Below are 22464 nucleotides of genomic sequence, written 5' to 3'. Positions count from 1 at the left end.
TTTCTGCGGGGTTATCCGTTGACGATTCGCTGGATGGCCGGGACCAGCAGCAGGATGAGGAACAGCACGCCCAGTCCGGCCAGTGGGGCACCCATCCGCTGGGTGGCGCTGCGGGCGTCACCCTGTTCTGCTGCCAACCGTTCGTTGCGCATGGACGCCCCGGCGGCGCGCAGCTGCTTGTAGACCGAGGCGCCGTGGAGCCCGGACTGCGCCATCGTGTCGGCCACGGTGCGCAGTTCGTCGATGGCCAGTTCTTCGCCGACGGCGTCGAGCGCGTCCCACGAGGTCCGCCCGGCCAGGCTGGCTTCCTCCAGGGCCTTGCTCAGCCGCCGGAAGACCCAGGTGTTGGCGACCGCGGCGGCCCGTTCGAGGCTCTGGGTGACGCCGATACCCGCGTTGCGGCACATCGCGGCCAGTTCGGTGTAGGCGCCCAGGGCACGGCGGGCCTCTTCGCGGGCGGCGGCGGCGCGGCGGCGGATTTCGATGTCGGGGACGAAGAACAGCCCGACGGCTGCGACGACGCCGACCAGGGCGGGCACCTGCCAGGGCAGCCCGACCCCGGACACCGCGGCCGCGGTGTTGAGCATGGTGGGCGCGATCAGCCCGGCCGCGGCCGACAGCAGTTTGTCGCCGAGCCAGCGGGCGTGGCTGCGTTCGAGCAGGGCGAGATCGCTGGTGGGGATCCGCATCCAGGGCTGCCGCGACAGCCACGGATAGGCCGCGCGGCCCGCGCGCAGCGTCCACGCCTGCAGGCGGGTGCCGGGGACGGCGGTGGGCTCCTCGCCGAGTGGATGGTCGGGGGCGGTCTTGCCGGCGAGCCGGTCGAGGGCGTCGCGCAGGGCGGGTTGGGCCGGGACCAGGTGGCCGATGAGCAGCAGCAGGCCGAGGCCGGCGCAGAGCCCGGTGAGGATGGTGTGGGTCGTGGTGCTCATCGCTGGCTCCAGGGGGCGAGGGTCGGGGGCCGCTGACGGATCCACGGTCCGGGCGCGGACAGGTAGGTCCAGACGCGGCGTTCGATGATCGACAGTGCGGGACGGCGGGTGTGGCGGGCCGACAGCCAGCCCTGCACGCGGTTGAGGTCGAAGGTGGAGTCGAGGATGTCGAAGCCGAGCTGCGGGTCGGGGCCGGTCGGCCACAGCGCGGGATCGTCGGCGAACCCGAGACGGGTCGCGACGGTGCCGAGGCTGATCGCGCGGTATTCCAGCCACAGCACCGGTTCGCCGTCGGCGGCAGCGAACGCGGCGGCGATGGCATCGGGAAAACGGCACACCCGCGTGTAGTTGGCCGGAACGCGCGGGAACGGGAGCAGGTTGACCGCGCCGAGGCTCGCGCGCACCGTCACGTGGTCCGCGCACCACACGGCTTCGGCCTGCTCGAGTCCGACGGGAGCCGTCGCGTAGTCCGGCGGGGTGGGGTGACGCGGCAGGGCGTGCGCGGTCACGACCGATCACCTCCTCCCCCACCGGCTAAGGCGACACCGGATGCGGTGCCGCGGCGCCGCAGCGGCGACCACGGCCGCGCCGAGCCGGCGGGTTCACTGGCCTGCCGCGCGGCGCCGAACAGGCCGCGGTGCTGCGGAGCACGGGCGCGCAGGAAGCGCGGCGGGCGGATCGGGCGGGTCAGATACCGCATGTACAGCAGCAGTCCGGCGAATCCGGCGAGCAGCCCGGCCAGCACCAGCTGCAGGCCGGGCTCCCGGTAGGGATCGAGATAGTCGGTCGCGACGAACAGGTAGGTGAGGAACCCGATCACGATGATCGAGACCATGCGGGCCTGGGTGCGGGGGCCGCGACGGTCGACTTCGACCGCGCGGCGGTCACGGACGTCCTCGGCGACAGCGTCGGCGAAGTCGGCCAGGGCCTTGGGCAGGCCGGAGGAGTGCAGTTTCGCCGAGATCATCACGGCGCTGCAGACCAGGTCGCCGGTGGCGTCGTCGAGACTGTCGGCGAGTTCCTCCAGAGCCACCTGAGTGTCGACGCCGGAGGCCAGGCGCGCGGTCAGCGTGGACAGTTCGGCGTCCAGCTCTTTGGGAATTGTCTTGCGGGTGTTGATGATTGCCTGTTCGAGGCCCTGGCCCGCGTTGAGGATGCCGACGAGGTTGCGCAGCCAGATCTCGAGCGCGGACAAGCGAGCGATTTCCCGGTCGGCGGCGCGGCGGCCGAGCAGCGCGGGAACCAGGACGGCGGCCGCGGCGGCGATCGGGACGAGCAGGAACCAGCCGGTGAACAGCCACGCCGCGACACCGGCCGCGACACCGGCGAGCAGGCGCAGTTTCGTCCCGCGCGCCAGACTGGGCAGGTGGGTGTGGCGCGGTGGCGAGGTGGTGACCCGGCGGGCGCGGACACCGACACCCACGCAGGCGACGCCCGCGACGGCGAGCAGAACGAGTCCGACGGCGGCGAGGCTGTACATCACGCCTCCTTATCGGGCAGGTCGAGGCTGTAGGTCGACCAGTCCTCGGCCAGGAAGCCTTGCGCGACAACGCGTTCCCGCAGCATCGGCGGAAGGCTGCCCCAGCGGGGGTGGGCGTCGGGCGTGGGCCGGCGGTAGAGGGTGGTGGTGGCCGGGCGGGAGTCTTCGCCGGGTTCGAGCCAGGCGACCTCGGACACGTGGCGGTGCGCACGCAGGACGTTGTCGGCGTCGCGGTACTTATGGGTGTGCATCTGCACGATGAGCTGGATGTGGGCGGCGACCTGACGGTTGGCGTAGGTTTCGTGGACTCCCGGCTCCTCCAGCGCCAGGGTCACCAGTCGGTCGATGGCGCCGGCGCAGGTGTAGGAGTGGACCGTCGACAGACTGCCCTGCGCCATCTGCATCGCCTTGAACAGCGCCAAGATCTCCCGGCCGGCGACCTCGCCGACGATGACCCTTTCCAGTTGCTGGCTCACGAATTCGGCCAGGATGTCGTGGAGACCGAACTTGCCCTTCAACGCGTCGGTGAACTCGTTGCGCTCGCCGCCGCCGGTGATCACCTCCGCGGAGACCACATAGGGTTCGCGGCCGGGCAGTTCGTGCAGATAGAGCTCCCTGATCATTTCGGCGGTGCCGATCCTGGTTTCGAGCGGCAGTTCCGCGGCGAGCGCGCGCAACAGGGTGGTCTTGCCCACGCCCATCGGCCCGGAGATGACCACGCTGCAGCCGTCCCGGGTGGCGCAGGTGAGCATGCGGGCCAATTGCGGCGGCATTACGCCCATGTCGACCAGGCGCGCCATGGTGATGTCTTTGTGCAGATGCTTGCGGACGGCGATGCTGACGCCGCCGGTCACCGCCCAGCCCAGCGCGGACAAGCGGATGTTGCCGGGCATGTTCAGACGCAGCGCGGGATTGGCCGGGGAGAACGCCCGTCCCCCGCCGGGAGCCTTGTTCGCCAGCAGCACGATCCACTTGATGGCGGCCTGCTCGTTCTCGAACACCGGCGGGCGCTGTTCGCTGCGGCCGTCGCCGTACATGACGGTCGTGGCGTTGTTGGTCCACAGGATGTTCTCGACGTCGGGCTCGTCGACGATGGGCTGCAACGGGCCCAGCCGGAACATCGTGTCCGCGACCGCGGCGACGATGGCCTGTTCGCGGGCGGGGGTGGGCGTGGGTGTGGGCCCGCCGGTGTCGATGAGGTCGTCGATGTGCTGGCGCACCAGTTCCCGCACGATCTGGGTGCCGACGGCTTCGCGTTCGTCCTCGGTGTAGGCGAGCGCGACGTGCGGCTTCTCCGGGTCGGCGACGGCGGCGTCGCGTTCTCGGGTGCGGTCGGCCAGGCGCCGGGCGGCCTCGGAGGTCAACCGCTCCACCAGGGCGCGGTCCTCACGCCAGACCGCGATCCGGGGGTCGACGCCGTCACCCAGCTCGAGGTCGGCCACGGCGGGCTGCGGGGTGGGGGCGGGTGTCGGCATCGGAGGCGGTGGTGCGGCGGGCGGGACGTACCAGGCCCCGGTGGGGGCCTCGACGGGGATGGTGGGGAACAGGCTGGTCAGGTCCCGATGCGGGGCCGGGGTCTGCGAGGGGACGTGGTGGCCGTTGCGCAGCGCGGCGAATCCACGCCGGGGTGTCGGGTTGGTGGTCATGCGAACGCACCTCCTGCGACCGCGGGCGCCGGGACGGCCCGCAGGTCGCTGTCGAGCCACCGGGGTTGGTGGCCGGCGGCGAAGGCCTCGATCGACCGCCACGCCTGGTGGAGCGCGCGCAGGTAGATCGCGCGCCGCATGTTCCATTTCGACAACGGGACTCCGTCGGAGAGCATGCGGGCCTCTTTCGGGACGTCGGGCAGGGTGAGGATCAGGTCCAGCCCGAGGACCTTGGCGACCTCGGCGGCCGAGTAGGTGTCGGCGGCAGGCCGGATCGGGTACGGGAAGCTGGAGCCGAGCACGATCAGTCCGACGCTGGCGCGGGAGCGATGCTCGGCGAGGTCGCGCAGCAGCGGGGTGAGCGCGGATTTCAGGGCCGCCACCCGCGGCAGGGTGGGCCGCACGACGACACCGATCACGTCGGCGTGACGCAGCAGTTCCATCGGGGCGGCCGCATGGCCCATCCGACCGGCGTCGACGACAATCGTCTGCGGAACCTCGTGATTGGCGTAGCGGGACAGTTCCGCAGCCAGCGGCCCCCACACGGTGCGCATCGCGTCGGCCTGCCCGGCCTGCCGGATACCCGGCAGCACGCTCAGATGGGCGTCCGGCAGCACCATGACCTGTTGGCGGATGGCGTCGCGCAGGTCGCCGAAGCGGTTCGGCCCGATCAGGTTGACCAGGCTGCGGTCATGCACGTATTCGCTGCGCAGGAAACCGGCCAGGGTGGGGCTCGAGCCGACCGGGTCGGCTTCGACCAGCAGCGTGGACGACAGCCAGCCGGGCAGCGGGTCGCGTTGCAGCGCCAGCCCCAGGGCGGTGGTGCTCACGCCGGGAGAGCCGGAGGCGGAGGTCAGGGCGAGATACATGGTCAGCGCTCCCGGGTGTCGAGGATCAAAGCGACCCGGTGCGTGGCGGCGCGAGCCGCGACCCAGGACGCTTCTTCCTTGGGGACCAGGACGTCGACCTTGGTCTGGCCGGCGTCGGACGGATACACACCGACCACCTGGGCGTTGGTGGTGATGGGGGCCTGCACCGGGCTGTTGTCCTGGTCGCGCGGGGTGTCGACCAGCCGGATGTCGTCACCGTGCACCAGCGGTTCGGCCGGCAGCTTGTCTGCGGACACCTCGATGCCGACCAGGGTCATTCCTTGCGGCGGGATGACACCGTTGGACAACACATTCGGGTTGAGAACGGTGCCTTTGGTGAGGCTGCTGTTCACGGTCTTGCCCAGGGCCGTGCCGCGGTCGGCGGCCAGCAGCACGTTCAGGCCGGCATCGGAGTTGATGCGCGCGGTCGTGAGATCGGCGGCGGTGAGGGTGTGTCCCTGGGAGACGTCCTTGGCCAGGACGAGAACCTCCTGGCGGTCGGACATCTTGTTGGCCACGCCGACGGCGAGCACGATGGCCAGCGCCACCAACATCACGCCGCCGACAATCCATTTGATGCTGCGGCGGGTGCGCACGGTGGCCACCCGGTTCACCTGACCGGGCTGCCCGGCGGGGTCGGGCGCACGGTGGTGGCCGTTGACCGACGGGGGTGGCGGCGCCAGCTGGGTGTTATCGATCATCGGTCAACCTCCGTTTTCGCGCTGATCTGACGCTGGCCCGGAACGGGCGCGGCAGGGATCGGGTGAAATGCGGCGGCCGCGGCCGCCGGGACGGTGTGCTCCCGCGTTCGTGGGGTGGCGAGTCGGCACGGGCAGGGCGCGGTGGTGTCCGGCACCGAGCGTGTGGTGCTCATCGGCAGCCCCCTTTGGCCGTGTCCTGCGAGATGTCGCGGGGTGCTGCCGGTGCCGGGAAACGGCAAACCGGACAAGACCCGTCGGTTTTCATGCTCACTCACCGAACATTTGCTGTCGGTTTGCTGTGTTTTCACTGGAGACGGCGATGGGATGTTTCGCCAGCCCGACAGCCGTGCCGTCCGCGTCATGCGGCGGCACCAGGGAATCGCCGAGTCGTGCAATCCGAGCAGAAGTCCCCGGCCCAGCAGTCCGACGAAGAACCACGCGCCGGCACGGGCCGGAATGGCCGTGAGGGATCCGCTGGCACCCACCGGATGCGGAAATCGGCGACCCGGGTGTGCGCGGGACCCGACGCGGACAGGGGAACGGGGAGTGACGGTGAACGCGGGAATGGCCATGGGACGCCCCCTCTCGGGGTGGGTGGCAGAGGATCGATGCGCAGGCGGCGGCTCCGTCACGGGACGCCGGAATACGCGAGATCGAATGAAGGAATGCGAATTGGATACGAGCCCGCGAAAACGCGGAATCCAATCACGCCCTCAGGGCTGCCACTACAGTCCCTGGCAAAGCACTACAGGCCATTTCGGCGATTGCTGAGCCGTTGCCTTTCGTGCTGGAAGTCAGCGTAAGCCTCGAATGTGATCTACGCAACAACTGCCCGCGGACAATAATCCGCGGGCTGGACATTCTCCGTGCGGGGTTATCGCGGTACGCACTCCAGCAGCAGGAACAACGGGCGCACGAAATTCGCGTCCCACCAAGGGTTTTCCCTGCGCTGCTCGGCGGTGGGATGCGGTTCGCGCAACGCGGTGATCGCGAAACCGGCCCCGGTGATCATCGCGATGTAGGTCTCGAGCGAGTAGAACCGCTGCACCGACGCCACCGGCGACACCAGATCGGCTACGCGGAATTGCTGCTCGACGGTGCGAACACCGAAATAGGCGTCGACGGAGAATTCGGTGGTCGCCGACCGTTCGGCGCGCGCGGCGTAGAAGCACGGGTGCATGCCGAGCAGTATCAGCCGCCCGGCCGGTCGCAGGACGCGGGCGAATTCGCGAAACCGGTTCTCGGGGTTGGTGATCCCGTTCGGGAGCCGGTTGGCGACGACCAGGTCGACGCTGTCGTCGGGCAGCGGGAGCGCGGCCACGTCGGCATGATGGAAACTCGCCGTGGCGGGACGGTGGTCGGGGTGGCTGCGCGCGGCCGTGAGCAGTTCCTCGCACGTGTCCACGCCGTGGACATGGCGCGCGCCCAGCGCCGCCAGGCGGCGGGCCAGATGCCCCTCCCCGCACCCGGCGTCGAGGATCTCGAGACCGGCCGGGTCGCCGATCATGGCCAGCAGCGCCGGATCGGTCAGCTGGGTCTGATACGGGTCGAGCCGGTCACGGATGACGGTGATCCAGAACTCGGCGTTCTTGGCGTAGGCCTCCGATACGCGGTTGTCGCCCAGCACGATTCGCTCCCCTCGTCCGGTCTGTCACATGCGTTTGATCAGATCCGCGAGGGCCGAACGGGTCCGCGGGTCCTGCACGCCATTGTCGAGCCGCGCGGTCACGGCGCGCTGCAGTTCCGGCGCCGCCGAGCCGAAGGTCGAATCGTAGTCCAGCAGAACCGGTATCGCGGTCGCGGCGAGATAGTGCAGGTAGGCCTCGGGCAGCGCGACGATATCACCGATCACCTCGGCCGCGGTCCGGTGTAGCCGTGCCCTCGTCGCGCCGCCGATCTCCGGGGTCAGCGCGATGTCCCCGCCGAACGACGCCAGCGACCACAGTTCGTTGCGGCGCAGCAGCGGATTGCCGACCAGTTCCCGCTGATAGGCGATCGCCGCGTCAACGTCGCCGCCGCCGATCAGCACGCCGATGACGCCGCTGCGGTGCGCGAAGGCCGAGCTGCGGTCCGCGGCGGCCGCGGCCGCGGCCGGCATCTGACCGGTCAGCCGCGTCAGTTTGTGCACCAGGATCCCGTAGCCGACGGTCGGGCGCAGCGCGTTCCCTGTCTCCACCCGGTCGACCAGCTGTAATGCCTTGTCCGCCAGTTCCTCCGGACGGGCCACCAGCCCCTCGGGCGAGAGCGCGAACACCGCGTCGAGCGCATGGCTCTGGCGTGAACCCCAGCAGCGCGCCAGGCTCGCCACCGTCGCCCGTGCGTCCAAGCGCATCACCCCGGCCGCGGCTTCGAGGACCGTGGCCACGTACTGCACCGGCTGGCCGGTCCGGATCAGGTCCGCCAGTCGATCGTGGCGGACCTCGAGCCCGGACTCCGCGCAACGCCGCAACGCCGCTTCCACGCGCGCCGAATGGCTGCGGCGCTCGACGTAGCCGGCCAGTCCCGGCACCGCGGTGATCAACCGCTGCAGTGTCGCTCCCGACACCGCGTCGAGCCACTGCTCGTCCTGCCAGAGCCTCGACAGGGTGCTGGTGGACACCGTGGACAGGAACGCGACATCGGTCATGGTCAGCTCGTCGGCCTCCGCCAGCGTCGCTAGTGACCGGGCTCTCACCAGAGCGCCCACTGGATAGGGATCGGTCCGAGCTCTGGAAAACGCTTCTACCTGCTCTTTTGGTGCGCCGGGCCGACGGTGCGCCCCACTGCGCAGACCGCTCGGTACGGTAGGCTCCATAGCACAATCGTATGACCGAAGGCAAGATCTGTCCCGGCAACGCAACACCGCTGGCCTGCGACAACGCCACGGACGACGATCCGAGACGAGCCCCGACAAGTAACCCAATTCGGGCAGTGACCGATCTTGTAGCCGAGGAGGTTCACATGCGACCTGTCGCCCGACGGATCCACGAACCTGGGAACGTCGCTCCCCCGTCCCGCCGCACCCCCGCACCACCGGCACACACGACCTCTCAATCCCCGCCAGCGCATCACACCGAACCCCCGGACGCGGCCCAGACATCCTGGCCGTGGGTCGTCATCGAAACCCTCGCCGACCCCGACCAGCCGACCATGGTCCTCGACGGCGGCAACCCCCGCGCCTTCTCCCGCCTCACCCGCGCCAGCATCGCCCGCAACCACATCGCCGCCCGCCTGCTCGGACCGCTGGTGCACGACTGCGTCTCAACCGCCCAGACCCATGAAAAAGCCTTCACCCTGCCCGACGACCGGGTCCAGCGCATCATCGGCGTCCCGGTCCTCGGACCCTCCGGCCACGTCCACGCCGTCGCCGTGTGGGCCGGCGGCATCGAGGAAGCGCTCCCGCGGATGCCGATCATCGGCGCCATCGAATGGAACATCTCCGGACTCATCAGCGCCTCCCCCGCCGCCGAGTTCCTGCTCCGCACCACCGGCCCCGAGCTCTCCGGCCAGACCATCCCCGAGCTACTCGCCGAATTCGAAACCTTCGACGACCGCGCCAGCTTCCTCGCGCTGTTCAACCTCGCCGGCCTCGACGTGCCCGCCGAACAGTGGATCGGCACCGCCACCAAGACCTACGGCAGCGACGACCGCCACGATCTGTTCCTCGCCGCCCGCGCCGTCGGCACCGGTGACACCCGCGTAGTCCGCGCGGTCGTCACCGACATCACCGGCACCGACAAACCCCGCACACCCGATCTGGCCCTGGTCGCGGTCCGGCACATGCCGATTCCGGCAGGCCACGCGCTGGGCCTGGTCGACTTGAAAACCGGGTTCTGCCACGAATGGCTGACCGAGCCGAACAGCCCGCTCGCCAGCTGGCGCCACCACAACCCCTCCTACTCCGAGGACGACCGCGCCCAGGTACGCCAGACCTGTTTCGAGTTGGCGATGGGAGTCAAGGACACCGCGACCGTGCGCGTACGCATCCGGTTCTCCGAGCAGGACGAGTGGATCCTGCTGGAAGCCATATGGACCCGCATACTCGACGGCGACCGGCCACAAGCCCTGCTCGACGTCACGCCGCTGTCGGAGATCCCCACACCAGTGGTCAGCGGCTGCCAGCTGTGCCGCGACATCGCTGACCGTCAAACGGGGTCATAGCCTGGAGTCGCCCGCATCCCGCAGCGACTCCAAAATCGCCGCGGGATGATCGACGAACAGCAGATGGCCCGCGTGCTCCACCACATGAAGCCGGCTCCCTGGAATCAGATCGGCCAGCCGGCGCCCGTCGGCCAGCGGCACATTCGCATCCTCAGCCCCATGGAACACCGCAACCGGCACCTTGATATCGGCGAGCTCGAACCCCCACGGTCGGCAAAACACCGCCAGCATGTCCTCCGCAAAACCCCTACTCCCCTGCCGGAACGCCTCCCCGATATTGGCCTGCAGCTTCTCCGCCAACTCGGCGTCACGACCGACACGGCGCCGATCAGCCGACGCCATCTGGTCCACCAACCGGGCAACACCGCTCGGCTTGCTGACCACCGCACGCATCCGAGCAGCCATCGGCCGCATCAGAATCGGGAACCTCCGCACGAACGCCACACCGCGACGACGCCTACGCGCCATCGCATCCAGGCCGGCGCCGCCGCCCGCGAACGGGGCCGGCGAACTGACGACCGCCACCGCCGTCACCCTGCCAGCAGCCCGGGCCGCGCAAGCCAGCGCATACGGGCCACCCCCGGACACGCCGATCACACCGAACCTCGCCACACCCAACAAATCTGCGATCGCGACCGCCGAATCGACCCAATCCCCCACCCGGCGCGGGCCGTCAGCGATCGGTGACTCACCCATTCCCGGCCGATCCACCGCGATGATTCGCATTCCCGCGGCGACCGCGGCCTTGTCGAAGGCTTCCGCCTCACGATGCGATCCGGGAATGCCGTGACAAACCAGCACCGGAACGCCAGACGGAGCACCATACTCCACGATGCTCGCGGTGCTCGCCGGAAGACTGAGCGATCGAGGTTCCCTCAACGTCATCCATGCAGGTTAGGTCGACTAAGGCTTCCAACAGCATGACCACGCCGCAGGCCGACCGGTTACCCCAGCGACTTCTGCACCGCCTCAAAAATGTCCGCGTCGGTCTCCCGCTGCCATGGCTTCATCTCATCCCAGTCCGCGAGATAGCTAGCAGGCGCGTCAGGGAGCCGGTGCCTTACCTGGCCGATCCATAACAGAGCAATGAAACGGGACTTCTGGTCCCGACTCAGGTCCGCAGCCTTACCGCCGGTCTGAGCCAGGAAGTCGACGACCTGTCCATACACAGTGGAAGCCGCTGCACGCTCCCAATCCGGTGTCTCCTCCCAGGGGGCGACCGCTCCCGGCTTTGGTGTTCCCGGATAGTGGCGGGTCACCCCATCGATCCAAGCCTGTCGGAATAGACGTCCGCCCTGTTCGCTGTTGTACACGAGCTTGCTCTCCTGGTTCGATCTCATGCGCTAGCCGCAGTCAGGGCCACGATGTCCGTCGCAAGCCGCTCGACATGGCGGTCGCCCCGCATTCGGCTGAGTTGTGGGCCAAGTTGATTGAGTCGGCGACCAACATAACCGGAATGAGTTTGGCGAGCGATGTCCAATGCCGCTGAACCGTACATAACTGCCTGGACCGGATCTCTGCGCAAGGCTCCCGCTGCGGCCATATCAACCAGCACAGAGGCGCGGCGGCGCTGTGACAGCGGTCGCTGCATCATCGGCTCAAGAATGGACTCTGCGGCTTCGGCGTTTCCGAGTCGGACATGGCAGCTTGCCTGGTCTTCATCAATCCGGGTGCCGTCGAACCGCAGCCATTTGACCGACCTGCCGCTGGACAGATCGTAGACACCTCGAGCCGCATCGAACGCGCGTGCACACCCACTCGCATCGCCGATTCCGGCCAGTGCGTGTGCGTGAACCGTCTGTACCCAGTAGCGGGTCGATAACGCCGAATCGCCCTGACCGGCAATCGCGCCGGCGTCCTGAAGCAGCGGCAGCACCTGATCGCAGCGCTGATCGTAGATACCGAGATAAGCGTGGCGGGTCAGAGCACATGCCCACAAGTCATGGGCTTTGGCGTCCGCCGCAAACTCAGCAGCCAAGGTGTAGCACTGCGCGGCGTCGGCATAGAGGTCAGCGTCGAAAAGCACTTCGCCTGCCAACTGCAGCACATCGGATACCAGTTCGCGTACCTGCCGGTCAACCAGGTCGGTACCCGGGTGCCGAGCAGTCTGCACAAGGACCTTCACATGTTCGAGAACCGCTGGGAACACCGTCGCCTTGGATGTCTCTGTGCTGTAGGTGTCCCACAAGGCTTGATTCACCTGTGCGTATTGACTGATCACACCAGCGTCAACACGATCGCCAACATCAGCGCGCACTAGCTGATCCCAGTCGATCCGAGCCGCGTGGACAGTTGCGGCAACGCTCAGCAGGAGCAGTAGTTCGCGACGATTCATGTCGGTGATCTCCAAGTGCGCCTCGTCGCTCGGCGTGATATGCCGAACGAACATGTCGCCCTTGAGGATAGGTGCCGACGCGGGTGCAGCGAATTCTCCGAGGGTCGGCGATTGTGGGAGTGTTGCACGAGGCTCAGTTCGCAGCAGTGTCTCGAAGCGACGTCGCTCCTCGTCCGTGACAAGCTCCACTGCAGCGTCGAGGATCTGTTGACTGTCGGACCGCAGTTGGCGGCGTGCACCGAACCGATGCCAGCGAGCCACCGTAACAGCCTGAACGCCGAGCTTTCGTGCAAAATCGCGCTGCGACAGCCGCATTGCCTTCTGCAGCAGCACCGCTTCGTGTCCGGTCCAATCACCTGCGTACACAGCGTCGCCTTTGTCGTCGATCCCCGTCGAAGTACAACAGTAGGACAGCAGGAGGACAACGCGGTGATATTTCCGTCGATGGCCTCGCGAGAGAGCATAGATGTGCGGCCGAATCATCAACGCCAACAAGCAGATCGGGGCATCTGATCCGCAGTGCGGCCAGCTTTTGCTGGTTGGTCGCGATCAGCGCGAAGGAGGGTGCAGTGATGGGTTCATTACCGACCGGCGCTGAGCGCCTTGTTTCCGTGGCGTGCATGGAATGGATCTGTGGTGGTGGCGGCCATTCGGCAGAGTGCTCCTGCGCGACGGAAACGAGGACTTCCACCCACAGTGCGGTCTGACCAGCCGTACCCAAATAGCCGGTGGCCCTGCGGAATACCCCTCTCCGCAGGGCCACCGGCCCGTCTGGGTGACAGCCTCTTCGGCAGGCGAGTGACGCGGAATACATTGCGGCGTAAGTCAACTGCGGACAGCAGGAGTACGGCGTTCCCTGGCGCTGAGTTCGATGATCATTCCAGCGTATTCGTCGGACAGCTCTGCCAATTCGAACCACAGCTTGTGTACACGGTGGTCGGTCGCGCCGTAGCAGCGCAACGCCCGGAAGGCTTCCTCGGAGCGCGCGGCTACGGCGGCGATGATTGTGCTCAGCCGCGCGCAATCGACTGTCTCATCGGTCACGCTGCGCCGGATGGTGTCGGCGATCTCGGCGATCGTCGCCCTTCTCGAGTTTTCGATCATGCTGGCCTGTGGGCTGCGGCAGTCGGTGACGTGTGCTGCTGCGTTGAGCTCGGCCAAGTGGTGGGCGCGGGCGGCCACGATCCGGGCCGGTGGGGTGTATCCGTCGATGGAATGCCCGCGGACCGCCCGCAAGAGCTGGTACTGGGTGGGCAGCACGCCGTCGAGACGCGGGAGAAGGGCGGGGTTCCTGTTTCCGCGGAGGCGGATTCTGGCGAGTGTGTCGATGATCAGCGGGACGGCCGCCATGACCAACCCCCCTTTCGTCTCGGTGGCGCGGGTTCGCGTGGAGGGACTGGGGCCGTGATGGCTGCCGGGATCTGGGCTGTCGGGTTCACCATGGCGGCTACTTCGCGAACGGTGAGGCCTACGGCAGCTGCCCATTTCGCCAGGGAGGACCAGGCGTCGATCAGGGAGCAGTCACCCGGCGGGATGGCGTCCAGGGTGTCGGCGAATAGGAGCACGGCTTCCGCCTGCGCGACGGTCAGGGTGCGGCCCCGCAGTTGGGGGATGACCCAGCACTCGCCGCCTACCGGGAGGGCCTGCACCGCGGTGGGATCGTCGGTGCGGGTGCGGCCGAGGGGCGTGGCGGCCATGGAGGATCAGCGGGGGTTGGGAGACGGTGGTGTGCGGTCTGGACCGTCCACCGGGTTGGACCGGCAGACGGTCCAGCAGCCGTGGCCGGCGTAGTAGGCGTCGACGATGTCGGCGCCGGCGCGCGGATCCGTGATCGGGTGCGTCTCGTTCGTGAGCTGGCCTTGCATCGGGCCTCACCACCTGAGGGAAGTTGCCGAAGTGATCTTGATGTGTTACCTGCGTCACATCCGCTACCGTCAGCGTAGCTGTAATAAATTACTGAAGCAATAGCGGTTCACGATCCGGCTACTGTGTTATTGCACGTCGTCACCGCAGACGGGAGAGGCATGGCCAGCCAGAAGCGCCGCACCGCCGACCACAGGAACGACCCGAACGCCTTGCGTTTCCTGATCGGCCGGGAACTGCGTAGTGCCCGTGACCAGGCACGTGTGTCCCAGGCGGTGGCCGCGCAGCACCTCGGGTGCACGCAGGCGAAGATCAACCACCTCGAGAGCGGACGCAACAACCAGTCGGCGGAGGAGGTCACGGCCCTGCTGACCTTCTACGGCAGCGAGCCCGCGCAGATCGAGCGCATCGCGGCGCTGACCGAGCGGGCCGACCAGACAGCCTGGCTCGCGCCGTTCGAGCAGGCTTTCCCGGCGTGGTTTCGAACGTTCGTGGGCTTGGAAGGACTGGCCAGCGCCGTCACCGTCTACGAGTCCATGCTGGTGCCCGGGCAGCTGCAGACCGCCGACTACGCCGCCGCGCTGCTGGAACACAACCTGCGTGTGGCTCCCATGGACGCGCCCGCCGTCGTGGAGGCCCGCCTGGCGCGGCAGCGGCTGACCACCGCAAATCCCCTCACCTATCGGGCCGTTCTCGAGGAAGCGGTGCTCGACCGACGCGTCGGCGGGGCGCAGATCATGCGTCGGCAGCTCGAGCACCTGCTGCAGCTCATGGCCCTGGACCACGTCGAGATCCAGGTGATGCCGTTGGAGGTCGCCGTGCATCCCGGCCTCGACGGCGATTTCATGGTGCTGGAGTTCGATCAGGCACAGCCCATCGGCTATGTCGAGTACCCCGCTGGTGCGGTCTACATCCAGTCCCCGGATCTGCTCGACCTCTATAGGATGGCCGCCAAGCGGCTCCGTGCTGCGGCGCTGACGCCTGCAGACAGCGCCGACGCGATCCGGCGTCGTGTCAGTGCACTTTCGGAACAGGAGTAGTCGTGAACGCCCGCCTTCCCTGGCGCACCCCCCAGGCCAGCAGCAACGGCGAGAACTGTGTCCAGTTCGCCCCGCACGGTGAAGCGATCCTGGTCCGGCACAGCAAGTCCCCCGACGGCGGCACCATCGTGCTCGCCAAGCCCGCCTGGCAGGCGCTCGTCGACGCCGCCCGGGGCGGAGTGTTCGGTGTGCTCGGCGCGCTCACGATTCAGCGTGACGGCAACGACGTCCTGCTCCGCGACGCCGACGGGCACGTCGAACTCCGCTTCGACGACGGGGAATGGACCGCGTTCGTGTGCGACGCTCGCGCCGGCCACCTCGACACGTTGGCGGTCGCCTGAGACGGGCGGCCCGTCGATCAAGGCGCGGTGACGGGTCCGGTCTGCGCCGATATCCGACCGTGCGTGCAGTCGCACAGCCAGCATCCCAGGTCGGCGGTGTGAACGTCGGCGGGGTGTGGGCACCAGCATGGCGAGTGTTGCTGTGCCCCAGTAGGTTTCGCGGTCATCACGTTGCCTTTCGCGTCGCAGGGGTGCGTCGGCGGGCCGTCACGGGCGGGAGGCCCAGTCGCCCCGGATCAGCCGGAGCTGCGGCAGCCGGCGGCGCAGGTGCCACAGCCCGCTGACGAGGTAGGCGCCGATGATGGTCAGGACGCACGCCAGCACGATGAGGCGGCGCAGGTCGAGGCCGCCGATCTCGCCGGGCAGCATCCAGATCGGATGCTCGGCCGCGGCGACGAGTATCTCGTGCTCGACCAGCCATCGGAGCCGTCCGTCGCGGAAGTCCTTCTGCGACAGCAGGATAACGACGACGGCCACGCACACCGTGATGAACAGGCCGGTTTCCGGTTTCACCCAGGTGTGGGGGCGGCCGGGGGGAAGTTGCTGAGTCATGGGCGGATGCTCCTGGTCGGTCCGGGGTTCAGTTGGGGCGCAGGACACGGCGAATGGTGACTTCTCCGTCCTCGGGTGCGTCCACGATCTGTTCGCCGTCCTCCTCGGTCCAGCACAGGATTTCGATCGTGACTTCGCCGCCCTCGTCGTCGTCTCCGTCGTCGGTGAACAGTGAGGGTCCGGGTGCGCAGGTCACGACGCCCCAGTGGTCGACGCCGTCGATGATTTGAACGAGGTCGCCCTCGGCGACGTCCATCGGCGCGACCGTCTCGACCTCGCCGTAGCCGTCGCCGTAATCGTCGGCGAAGCCGGATGCGGCGGCGCTGCCGTGGATTTCGTCGATTTCGTCGGTGTCGTCGAGTTCCTCGTCGTCGGGGGCTGCCATGGCTGTGGGCAATCTCGTCACGGTGGCACTGTGACCGTTGGCCGACCCGTTCGCCGATCCATTGGTGTGCGGGGTGTCGACGGGCCTACCGTGCGCGTACGGGCCCGAACCGTTGGTCGACGGCTCGGTGGCCCCGTTGCTGGGGCCGGTCGGCTCGAGGAAGCTGTTCAAGCCCAGCAGGGTGTAGTGCTCGCCCGCGGCCCGGGCTTCGGCCATCTTCTTGCGCCGCTCGACCGGGTCGATATCGGGATGGCGGGAGGCCAGTCCCCAGGTAGCCTCGACGTACTTCTTGAACACCGACTGCGGGGGGCGCTTGGGACGACTCGATCCGTTCTTGGGGCGGGTGCCGTTGTGACCGTTGTTTCGCCGGCGTGAGCCGTTGCCGGTCCGGCGGCTGCGCGGGCGCGGGGTCTCGTCGATCTCGTCGATGTCGGTCTCGTCTTCGTCGTCCTCCTCCAGGTCTGGTTCGAGGATCACGAGACGCTCGTGCAGTGCCTTACCCGGCCGCAAGCGTTGCAGCCGTTCGTATTCCGGGCTGCCTTCGACGGTGCGCCGGGGGTCGGGGGTGTAGAAGCACTGGACCTCGACGTACCGGTTGTCGTCGGTCACCGCGGTGGCGCGGCCGCGGACGCCCTTGGGGATCAGCGTGCCGGTGGTCGACGAGTTCCACATCATCATCGCGCCCTGCGGGCTGAGCGGTCCGAGGGAGACGCGCATGCGCAGCGAGTCACGGGTGTCGCCGCGGCCGCGGCCGCCGAAAAAGTCCATGTCGGGGCGCTGCGTGGAGATGACCATGTGGATTCGTGCCGACCGGCCCTTGCGGACGATGGAGGCGATCTCGAGCAGGGTCCGTGGCTGGGCAGGGTCACCTTTGACCTTGACCATCTGGTACCAGTTTTCGAGGTTCGCCTTGAAATCTGCGAACTCGTCGACGACCAGAAGCAGCGGGGTGAACTGGCTCTCGTCGGCGCCGGCCTCGATGGCTTCGTAGCGCAGTTCCATCTCCTGCCAGACCCGGTGGATGACCGCGGCCTGGTGCATGATCTTGGATGCGACGATCTGGATATTGGGCCAGTCCCGAAAACCCAGGAACTCCGTGCCCTTGCCGTCGACGACCCAGACCATCCAGCCCAGTCGCGCCACTGCGGTCACGACGGTGTGCACTGCGGCGGTCTTGCCGGTGCCGGTCGCGCCGATCAGGATCATGTGCGGGTCGATGAGCGGACGCCACCCCAGTTCGTGCCCGTCCTCATCGTTCGAGTAGGTGATGAAGACCTTCTCGTAGGGCACGACGTACGGGTTTCCGGTCGGCTCGTGCCAGATGATCGGGTCGAAGGCCGGACGGATCTCGAAGGTGACCCTGTCCTGTTCCAGGTCCCACAGCGCGCGCCAGCGGCCTCCCGGCAGCAGCGCCGAGACGGTCTTCTCGACGCGGTCGCGATAGCCGACGGGCGCGAACTTCACGCCGTCCTCGCCGAGCCGGGCAACGATTCGCCTCACCTGGACGGTGGCCGGTTCCGGGGCGCTGTCGGGGGCGGGCTGCTTCTCGGAGGCCTCGGGGGCAGGCTGTGTTTCGGGATCGCCGACGATGGTGGCGGTCGGGCCGAGGATCTTGAGGATGACCCGTTTGGTGCGCGCGACCCCTTCCGGGTCGGGCTCCGGCTCCGGGGTGAAGTCGCGTTCGTAGACCAGTTCGCAGGTGCGGCTGTTGTGCTCGCTGAGCGCGTAGCGACCCCAGGGCTGCCCGGACATGACCTCGTCGATGCGGGTCCGCCAGTCCGGGTCAAGCTCGGTGCCGGCGTCGGTGTAGTAGACGACCACGCGGGCGGGGTAGCCGACGCCGTGGTCGGTACCGACCCACTCCTCTGTCCGCATCACCGCCCGGGTCGGCTTGAGGCCCAGCACGCCACACAGTTGCTCGGCGCATCGGTCCTCGTCGACGAGACGCTCGTGACGGCGCTGTCCCCTGGTGGCGCTGAGACCGGCGGCCAGCACTGCTGCCGCGGCCAGTGGTGTGGTGACCCACAGGTCCAAGTTGACCAGTGGACCGCCCGCGCAGACGCCGACCGCCGTCGACAGGGCGACGATCGTATTGCGGCGCCAGCGGTGGGAGCGGTAGGGCAGGGGCGCGGAGCGGCCGTAGCGCGGGGGCGCCATCTTCACTTGGGCCGTCGTCGACGACGCCGAGGTCGATGTCGTCATCGTCGCTCACCGCCTGCCCGGGAGGCCCTGGACGCAGGCGGGTTCGCGGTCTGGACGTGCGCAGTGCGGCATGCGGCACACACCTTCGTCGCAACGGGGCTGGCCGATGGTCAGTCGGGCCAGATAAATGGTCGAAGTCAAGGTTATGGCACCCCGCATCGGGACCGCAAACCCTACCGGACGGTGAACGGAGTGTGCGGTGGCAGAGAAGTGCCCCGGCACGCAAAAGGGGGTTCGCGCCGGGGCATCTGATAGTGGCGGAACCGGGGGTAGGTATCCGCCTGCCGATATTGTACGCGCGAGTCCCGACAATTATTCCCACGCCCAGGGCCCGGCCATTCAGGGGACCCCGATCAGGCGCTCGACCTGGCTTTTCGGGTCGGCGCTTCCTCCGGCAGCACCGTTCGGGAGGCCTGACCGATAGGACGTCTGCGTATTCGGGATGAGCCGCAGTCGGAGACGGAGAATTGTCTGGCGCGTGAATTCGAGACAGCGCGCCAAAGCATTCCAATAGACAAATTCGGCCACGAGAATGCCGCCGGGCTAGCGAGGATCAATAGAAGCCCTGTCCTTTCAATCGGTCGCTGCGGGCCCGGCACTCGTGGGATCCGCGGCGTCGCCGGCATCGGTCGATGCGCGGTGCTCGTGCCCGGCGGGTGGCTCGTCGAGCAGGTAGGCGTGCAAAGCGCCGGAGATGAGCATGTTCCGGGAGACCCCGAGGAAGTCCGCGCACAGTTTGTCGAAGATCGCGAGATCCGAGGTGAGGACCGAGTAGGAGAACGGCTCGGTGTGGCCGGTGCTCTTGCTGGCTCGTCGGCGACCTGCGGCACGCTTCTCGAACAGATCGCCGCCGACGGTACCGGCAGGCAGCAGCCGGCCAGCGAGCCTCCCATCGCCCTGAGTGACCTCGATGGCGTGGATGACCAGATCGCCATGGTCCCAGCCGAGCTTGGCCGCCATGTCACGTGCACGCGTGACGAGATCGGCCGGCAGTCGCACATTCGAGTCGTGCACCTTCGGCTCCGCTCCCCCACCCAGAGCTGGCCCCTCGCTGTCCATCGTCACGTGACGCTCCTCTGTTCGGCCCTCCGCCCCGCACTCCCGCGCGGGCATGACCGATTCCTATCGGACCGACCGGACACTTCGAGCCGTCGATTTCCCGTCAACCGCACACCGGTAGCACGACGTCCACAACCCGACCGTCCGATCCACATCCCGCATCCGCCTGCCGTGCAGTCGCCGTTCGCGGTGCTGTCCCAAGCCGAGTGTTCGGTGCACGGACGGTGAGTGTTCGGCGTGTGTAAGGCGTATGCAAGGCATGTGTTCGGCGAATGGTCGCCGTATGACTGTGAGCGATGACAACCAGTGGGACGTCTGCGATCATCAGAGCCATGACGGTTCCGATCAAGTCGCTGCCCAAGACCCGCGGCACTGCTGCGGTCGGGCGTGCACGCCAGCACCGACCGTCCGCGCCGCCGGAGTCCTGGGTGCGCGATCTCAACTGGCACCGCACCGTCGTCTACCCGTCCTCCAAATTCCAGTGGCAGCCCTCGGACGCGGCACTGGTCGCAACGAAGTTCACCGGCGGCCAGGACGAGTTCACCACGGTCGCCGACCTCACCGTCCTGACGCAGAAACGTAAGAACCTCACGGACTACACCGCCACCTGCGAGCGTGCCCTCGGGCGCGCACTCTCCCAGAGCCAGCGGGGCCTGGGCTGCCGGACAGCGGACCTCGCCGAGATCCTCGACATGACCCCACTCGAGGTGGAGCGCGCGGTCTACTCCTATTCGGTGGCGGTGACCTGGTCCGACAAGATCGGCGACCGTAGCAGCTACACCAACCGACAGGTGCGGCGGATCACCGAGATGTGCGACGGCTTGCTCATCTCCTCGCCGCTGCTGCTCGCCTGGGAGCTCAAGCAGTTGTGGAGCATGTACAGGGCCGCCGAGAATCTGCTCGAAGACACCTTCGTCGACCTGGTGCTGGAATTGAAGGGGACCGCCGATCCAGCCGTCATCGTCTACGCGGCCGGTGCCCCTCATCGTGAAGCGCTGCACGGCTGGATCCGGCACCAGCGCGCCTTGCGGGGCGAGCCCGGCGACCCTCGCCGAATTCCATCCCAGTATTGAGACTGGCCGGCCGGGGGACGGGCATGCCCTAGCGCTGGTCTGCGGCCCGACTGTCCCGCCGCGAACACCACCCGGGATTTCAGTGAGTTCGCCTCCCCCGTGTACATGCCTTGCATGTCCTGCACTGAACCGGGTTTCTCCCAAACTGGCGTGTGGCCTCGGCGTAGCGCGGAAGCGTTCTGCGCACCTGCACCGACCTGCCGAGCGCCTCACCTCTGCTGAGCGCCGCAACTGGCAGTCAGGGTGACAGTCTTCGTCGACAGGTGAGCGATGCCTACTGCGAGTCAGGCTGCGCGCCGCGCGTAGCGCTGGTGGACAGGCCGGCATCTGTCCTCGGCCAGAGCCCCGCATGGTCCCTTCTGCAGTGGTCGGCCAGACAATCGGGTAGCTGGCTGGGCACACGACCCGCGCCCAGCGCCTCTGACCTGGAGTGATATTGGTAGCTGCCAGTGGCGGTCCGGATTCTGAAAGGGAACGCATCACGATGCTGCGCAATCCGCCGCCGACAGGCACACCGGCACCCCGGTGCATTTCGTCACTGTGACACACAAATCCCCAGGTCAGCGCAAGGATATGCTGAGCACTGATTACAGGTGTGTCAATGCTGGCAGAGGTTTCTGCAACTGTGCTCGGCATCATGCATTGCATGCCTCGCCGCGTCATTGAGCTGCATATTGATGGGTCCAGTTGCTACATGGTTGATCACTAAGCTTCTTCTAGTGCTGGTCGAACCGTTTGGCAAGCTGTTGTGGCATCAGTGTTTCCAGATGTCGAGACAGTCGTAGTACCACTTATCATGCTATCGCTGAACCATCAAATTCTCCGCTCTGCTCGACGCGAGATTGTTCGGTCAGCCTCGGACACGATGCACAGGCAGACGGTTCCCCGCACGGATGCGCAGATGGCTCTCCGCGCTGTTGTCCACGCTGCTACAGAGGCCATCGAGAAGGTGCGGTCATATGGTGACGCTTATGTCGTTCGAGGAACTATTAACCGTGCTCTTTAAATCACCATTGCAACCGCGTCTCGATCCGCTCTTGGCCTTACCTCTTTTCCTACTCCTTGAAGAACAGAACGCTCTGCTCTCCGCACACTGCTGACATTTGCGGGGCGATGGATCGTTCCAAAAATGGTGGATCATGTCCCTGTATCGGTTCATCCGATAACGTGCCGATTCATGAGCGCAGACACTTTCAGAAAGATGAGCATAATCGTCTGGCCCACTACGCGGCTCCGTGCCGATATACCGATCTAATCCATCATCCTCCAGGAGCTGTGTCGACACGTTGTGAAACATCCACTGGAAGCCGCTGACCCGAGTATCCCTCGAATTACCCTTCAGCTGGCCGATCAGACAGTGACTAGTTAGGCCGCCCGAGTAGTTGGTCCGCCTGCGGTGTTCACCATCGACCATATGGGGTGTCGACAGGTCTTCCGGTCGGTCCATGGACGAGTGTTGGCGCACATTAGGTTTGCGACCTATGAACACGCTCATCGATCCGTTGGTGGCCGCGTTGTGTGTTGCGCCACTTTGGAAGCTGCGCCAACGGTAGCGACAACAATGATCCGTCGAGTCTCTGTACTGGTGTGACTGTATGCATTCCGGTAGACATGGTGGTATATACGGAATGTAGTTCTTACCTGCGTCTTTGTCACCGTAGAGAGAACGGTGGGTGCAGTGATGCGGGTGTTGGCCTGACTGCGCGGGTGGCGCAAGACGCGGGGGAGTATGGGCGGAGGCGCTCGTCTGAAAAGCTGCCGACACGGAAATGTGCCGACAGGTGAATCGGCATGTCGGCAACTCGCCTGCGTTACGATTCCCGCTGACAGGACTGACCACCCTCGG

At 67.1% G+C, this 22464-nt stretch carries 21 protein-coding genes; 4 read left to right on the top strand and 17 right to left on the bottom strand.

Annotated elements, in window-relative coordinates; all coding sequences use genetic code 11:
- Positions 1-11 precede the first annotated feature (11 nt).
- From ACYQ5L_RS39270 to ACYQ5L_RS39235, 8 genes are all read right to left on the bottom strand, one after another.
- Positions 12-932 (bottom strand): type II secretion system F family protein, encoded by a 921-nt coding sequence (locus ACYQ5L_RS39270; RefSeq protein WP_459963765.1) that lies wholly within the window; start codon positions 930-932, stop codon positions 12-14.
- Positions 929-1441 (bottom strand): hypothetical protein, encoded by a 513-nt coding sequence (locus ACYQ5L_RS39265; RefSeq protein WP_459963764.1) that lies wholly within the window; start codon positions 1439-1441, stop codon positions 929-931. Before ACYQ5L_RS39265 ends, ACYQ5L_RS39270 begins: the two co-directional genes overlap by 4 nt.
- Positions 1438-2412, bottom strand: a complete 975-nt coding sequence (locus tag ACYQ5L_RS39260; RefSeq protein WP_459963763.1) for a type II secretion system F family protein — start codon at positions 2410-2412, stop codon at positions 1438-1440. The genes ACYQ5L_RS39265 and ACYQ5L_RS39260 overlap by 4 nt, the downstream gene beginning before the upstream one ends.
- The gene (locus ACYQ5L_RS39255) at positions 2412-4058 is read right to left on the bottom strand and encodes an ATPase, T2SS/T4P/T4SS family (protein WP_459963762.1); all 1647 of its coding nucleotides are present in this window, start codon (positions 4056-4058) and stop codon (positions 2412-2414) included. The genes ACYQ5L_RS39260 and ACYQ5L_RS39255 overlap by 1 nt, the downstream gene beginning before the upstream one ends.
- Positions 4055-4927, bottom strand: a complete 873-nt coding sequence (locus ACYQ5L_RS39250; RefSeq protein ID WP_459963761.1) for a P-loop NTPase family protein — start codon at positions 4925-4927, stop codon at positions 4055-4057. The genes ACYQ5L_RS39255 and ACYQ5L_RS39250 overlap by 4 nt, the downstream gene beginning before the upstream one ends.
- A 2-nt stretch (positions 4928-4929) precedes the next feature.
- Positions 4930-5628, bottom strand: a complete 699-nt coding sequence (locus ACYQ5L_RS39245) for an SAF domain-containing protein (RefSeq protein ID WP_459963759.1) — start codon at positions 5626-5628, stop codon at positions 4930-4932.
- An 874-nt stretch (positions 5629-6502) separates the two neighbouring features.
- Positions 6503-7255, bottom strand: a complete 753-nt coding sequence (locus tag ACYQ5L_RS39240; protein WP_459963757.1) for a class I SAM-dependent methyltransferase — start codon at positions 7253-7255, stop codon at positions 6503-6505.
- Between the two features lie 24 nt (positions 7256-7279).
- On the bottom strand, positions 7280-8254 hold the full coding sequence (locus ACYQ5L_RS39235; RefSeq protein ID WP_459963756.1) for a hypothetical protein: 975 nt from the start codon (positions 8252-8254) through the stop codon (positions 7280-7282).
- Positions 8255-8568: 314 nt separating this feature from the next.
- On the opposite strand from ACYQ5L_RS39235, the gene ACYQ5L_RS39230 reads away from it, so the two are divergent.
- On the top strand, positions 8569-9768 hold the full coding sequence (locus ACYQ5L_RS39230; protein WP_459963755.1) for a GAF domain-containing protein: 1200 nt from the start codon (positions 8569-8571) through the stop codon (positions 9766-9768).
- Here the strand turns inward: ACYQ5L_RS39230 and ACYQ5L_RS39225 are convergent.
- The 6 genes from ACYQ5L_RS39225 to ACYQ5L_RS39200 all read right to left on the bottom strand — a co-directional run bounded on the left by ACYQ5L_RS39225 (position 9763) and on the right by ACYQ5L_RS39200 (position 13968).
- On the bottom strand, positions 9763-10653 hold the full coding sequence (locus tag ACYQ5L_RS39225; protein ID WP_459963754.1) for an alpha/beta fold hydrolase: 891 nt from the start codon (positions 10651-10653) through the stop codon (positions 9763-9765). The genes ACYQ5L_RS39230 and ACYQ5L_RS39225 overlap by 6 nt on opposite strands.
- Positions 10654-10712: 59 nt before the next feature.
- The gene (locus ACYQ5L_RS39220; protein WP_459963753.1) at positions 10713-11081 is read right to left on the bottom strand and encodes a hypothetical protein; all 369 of its coding nucleotides are present in this window, start codon (positions 11079-11081) and stop codon (positions 10713-10715) included.
- 23 nt (positions 11082-11104) lie between these two features.
- Positions 11105-12469 carry an NsdA family TPR-like regulatory protein gene (locus ACYQ5L_RS39215; protein ID WP_459963751.1) on the bottom strand — a complete coding sequence of 455 codons (1365 nt, stop codon included), beginning with the start codon at positions 12467-12469 and terminating at the stop codon, positions 11105-11107.
- Positions 12470-12928: 459 nt separating this feature from the next.
- Positions 12929-13453 (bottom strand): hypothetical protein, encoded by a 525-nt coding sequence (locus tag ACYQ5L_RS39210; RefSeq protein ID WP_459963750.1) that lies wholly within the window; start codon positions 13451-13453, stop codon positions 12929-12931.
- The gene (locus ACYQ5L_RS39205; protein WP_459963749.1) at positions 13435-13800 is read right to left on the bottom strand and encodes a hypothetical protein; all 366 of its coding nucleotides are present in this window, start codon (positions 13798-13800) and stop codon (positions 13435-13437) included. The genes ACYQ5L_RS39210 and ACYQ5L_RS39205 overlap by 19 nt, the downstream gene beginning before the upstream one ends.
- 6 nt (positions 13801-13806) lie before the next feature.
- A complete protein-coding gene (locus ACYQ5L_RS39200; protein ID WP_459963748.1) occupies positions 13807-13968 on the bottom strand; it encodes a hypothetical protein in 162 nt (53 codons plus the stop codon).
- Positions 13969-14127: 159 nt separating this feature from the next.
- Here ACYQ5L_RS39200 and ACYQ5L_RS39195 point away from each other — a divergent pair, with 159 nt between their 5' ends.
- Both ACYQ5L_RS39195 and ACYQ5L_RS39190 read left to right on the top strand, forming a co-directional pair.
- Entirely contained in the window at positions 14128-15006 is an 879-nt protein-coding gene (locus tag ACYQ5L_RS39195) for a helix-turn-helix domain-containing protein (RefSeq protein ID WP_459963747.1), read from the top strand.
- 2 nt (positions 15007-15008) lie between these two features.
- A complete protein-coding gene (locus tag ACYQ5L_RS39190) occupies positions 15009-15347 on the top strand; it encodes a DUF397 domain-containing protein (protein WP_459963746.1) in 339 nt (112 codons plus the stop codon).
- Between the two features lie 207 nt (positions 15348-15554).
- On the opposite strand, the gene ACYQ5L_RS39185 is transcribed toward ACYQ5L_RS39190, so the two are convergent.
- The 3 genes from ACYQ5L_RS39185 to ACYQ5L_RS39175 all read right to left on the bottom strand — a co-directional run bounded on the left by ACYQ5L_RS39185 (position 15555) and on the right by ACYQ5L_RS39175 (position 19551).
- Complete coding sequence (locus ACYQ5L_RS39185; RefSeq protein ID WP_459963745.1) at positions 15555-15899, bottom strand: hypothetical protein; 345 nt, start codon at positions 15897-15899, stop codon at positions 15555-15557.
- 28 nt (positions 15900-15927) lie between these two features.
- Entirely contained in the window at positions 15928-18486 is a 2559-nt protein-coding gene (locus tag ACYQ5L_RS39180; protein WP_459963743.1) for a type IV secretory system conjugative DNA transfer family protein, read from the bottom strand.
- Between the two features lie 573 nt (positions 18487-19059).
- Positions 19060-19551: a hypothetical protein gene (locus ACYQ5L_RS39175; protein ID WP_459963742.1), complete on the bottom strand. Its 492-nt coding sequence runs from the start codon at positions 19549-19551 to the stop codon at positions 19060-19062.
- 326 nt (positions 19552-19877) lie between these two features.
- Here ACYQ5L_RS39175 and ACYQ5L_RS39170 point away from each other — a divergent pair, with 326 nt between their 5' ends.
- Positions 19878-20618 (top strand): hypothetical protein, encoded by a 741-nt coding sequence (locus tag ACYQ5L_RS39170; RefSeq protein WP_459963741.1) that lies wholly within the window; start codon positions 19878-19880, stop codon positions 20616-20618.
- The last annotated feature ends 1846 nt before the right edge of the window (positions 20619-22464 follow it).

This window comes from Nocardia sp. IFM 10818, from assembly GCF_054655275.1.
This window is presented reverse-complemented; position numbering and strand designations above follow the sequence as displayed.

Excerpts from the sequence above, each read along its gene's own strand:
- ACYQ5L_RS39230 (WP_459963755.1), top strand. The coding sequence starts at position 8,569 with ATGCGACCTGTCGCCCGACGGATCCACGAACCTGGGAACGTCGCTCCC.
- ACYQ5L_RS39260 (WP_459963763.1), bottom strand. The coding sequence starts at position 2,412 with ATGTACAGCCTCGCCGCCGTCGGACTCGTTCTGCTCGCCGTCGCGGGC.
- ACYQ5L_RS39245 (WP_459963759.1), bottom strand. The coding sequence starts at position 5,628 with ATGATCGATAACACCCAGCTGGCGCCGCCACCCCCGTCGGTCAACGGC.
- ACYQ5L_RS39255 (WP_459963762.1), bottom strand. The coding sequence starts at position 4,058 with ATGACCACCAACCCGACACCCCGGCGTGGATTCGCCGCGCTGCGCAAC.
- ACYQ5L_RS39195 (WP_459963747.1), top strand. The coding sequence starts at position 14,128 with ATGGCCAGCCAGAAGCGCCGCACCGCCGACCACAGGAACGACCCGAAC.
- ACYQ5L_RS39250 (WP_459963761.1), bottom strand. The coding sequence starts at position 4,927 with ATGTATCTCGCCCTGACCTCCGCCTCCGGCTCTCCCGGCGTGAGCACC.
- ACYQ5L_RS39170 (WP_459963741.1), top strand. The coding sequence starts at position 19,878 with ATGACGGTTCCGATCAAGTCGCTGCCCAAGACCCGCGGCACTGCTGCG.
- ACYQ5L_RS39235 (WP_459963756.1), bottom strand. The coding sequence starts at position 8,254 with ATGACCGATGTCGCGTTCCTGTCCACGGTGTCCACCAGCACCCTGTCG.
- ACYQ5L_RS39185 (WP_459963745.1), bottom strand. The coding sequence starts at position 15,899 with ATGACTCAGCAACTTCCCCCCGGCCGCCCCCACACCTGGGTGAAACCG.
- ACYQ5L_RS39270 (WP_459963765.1), bottom strand. The coding sequence starts at position 932 with ATGAGCACCACGACCCACACCATCCTCACCGGGCTCTGCGCCGGCCTC.
- ACYQ5L_RS39205 (WP_459963749.1), bottom strand. The coding sequence starts at position 13,800 with ATGGCCGCCACGCCCCTCGGCCGCACCCGCACCGACGATCCCACCGCG.
- ACYQ5L_RS39210 (WP_459963750.1), bottom strand. The coding sequence starts at position 13,453 with ATGGCGGCCGTCCCGCTGATCATCGACACACTCGCCAGAATCCGCCTC.
- ACYQ5L_RS39225 (WP_459963754.1), bottom strand. The coding sequence starts at position 10,653 with ATGACGTTGAGGGAACCTCGATCGCTCAGTCTTCCGGCGAGCACCGCG.
- ACYQ5L_RS39200 (WP_459963748.1), bottom strand. The coding sequence starts at position 13,968 with ATGCAAGGCCAGCTCACGAACGAGACGCACCCGATCACGGATCCGCGC.
- ACYQ5L_RS39180 (WP_459963743.1), bottom strand. The coding sequence starts at position 18,486 with ATGACGACATCGACCTCGGCGTCGTCGACGACGGCCCAAGTGAAGATG.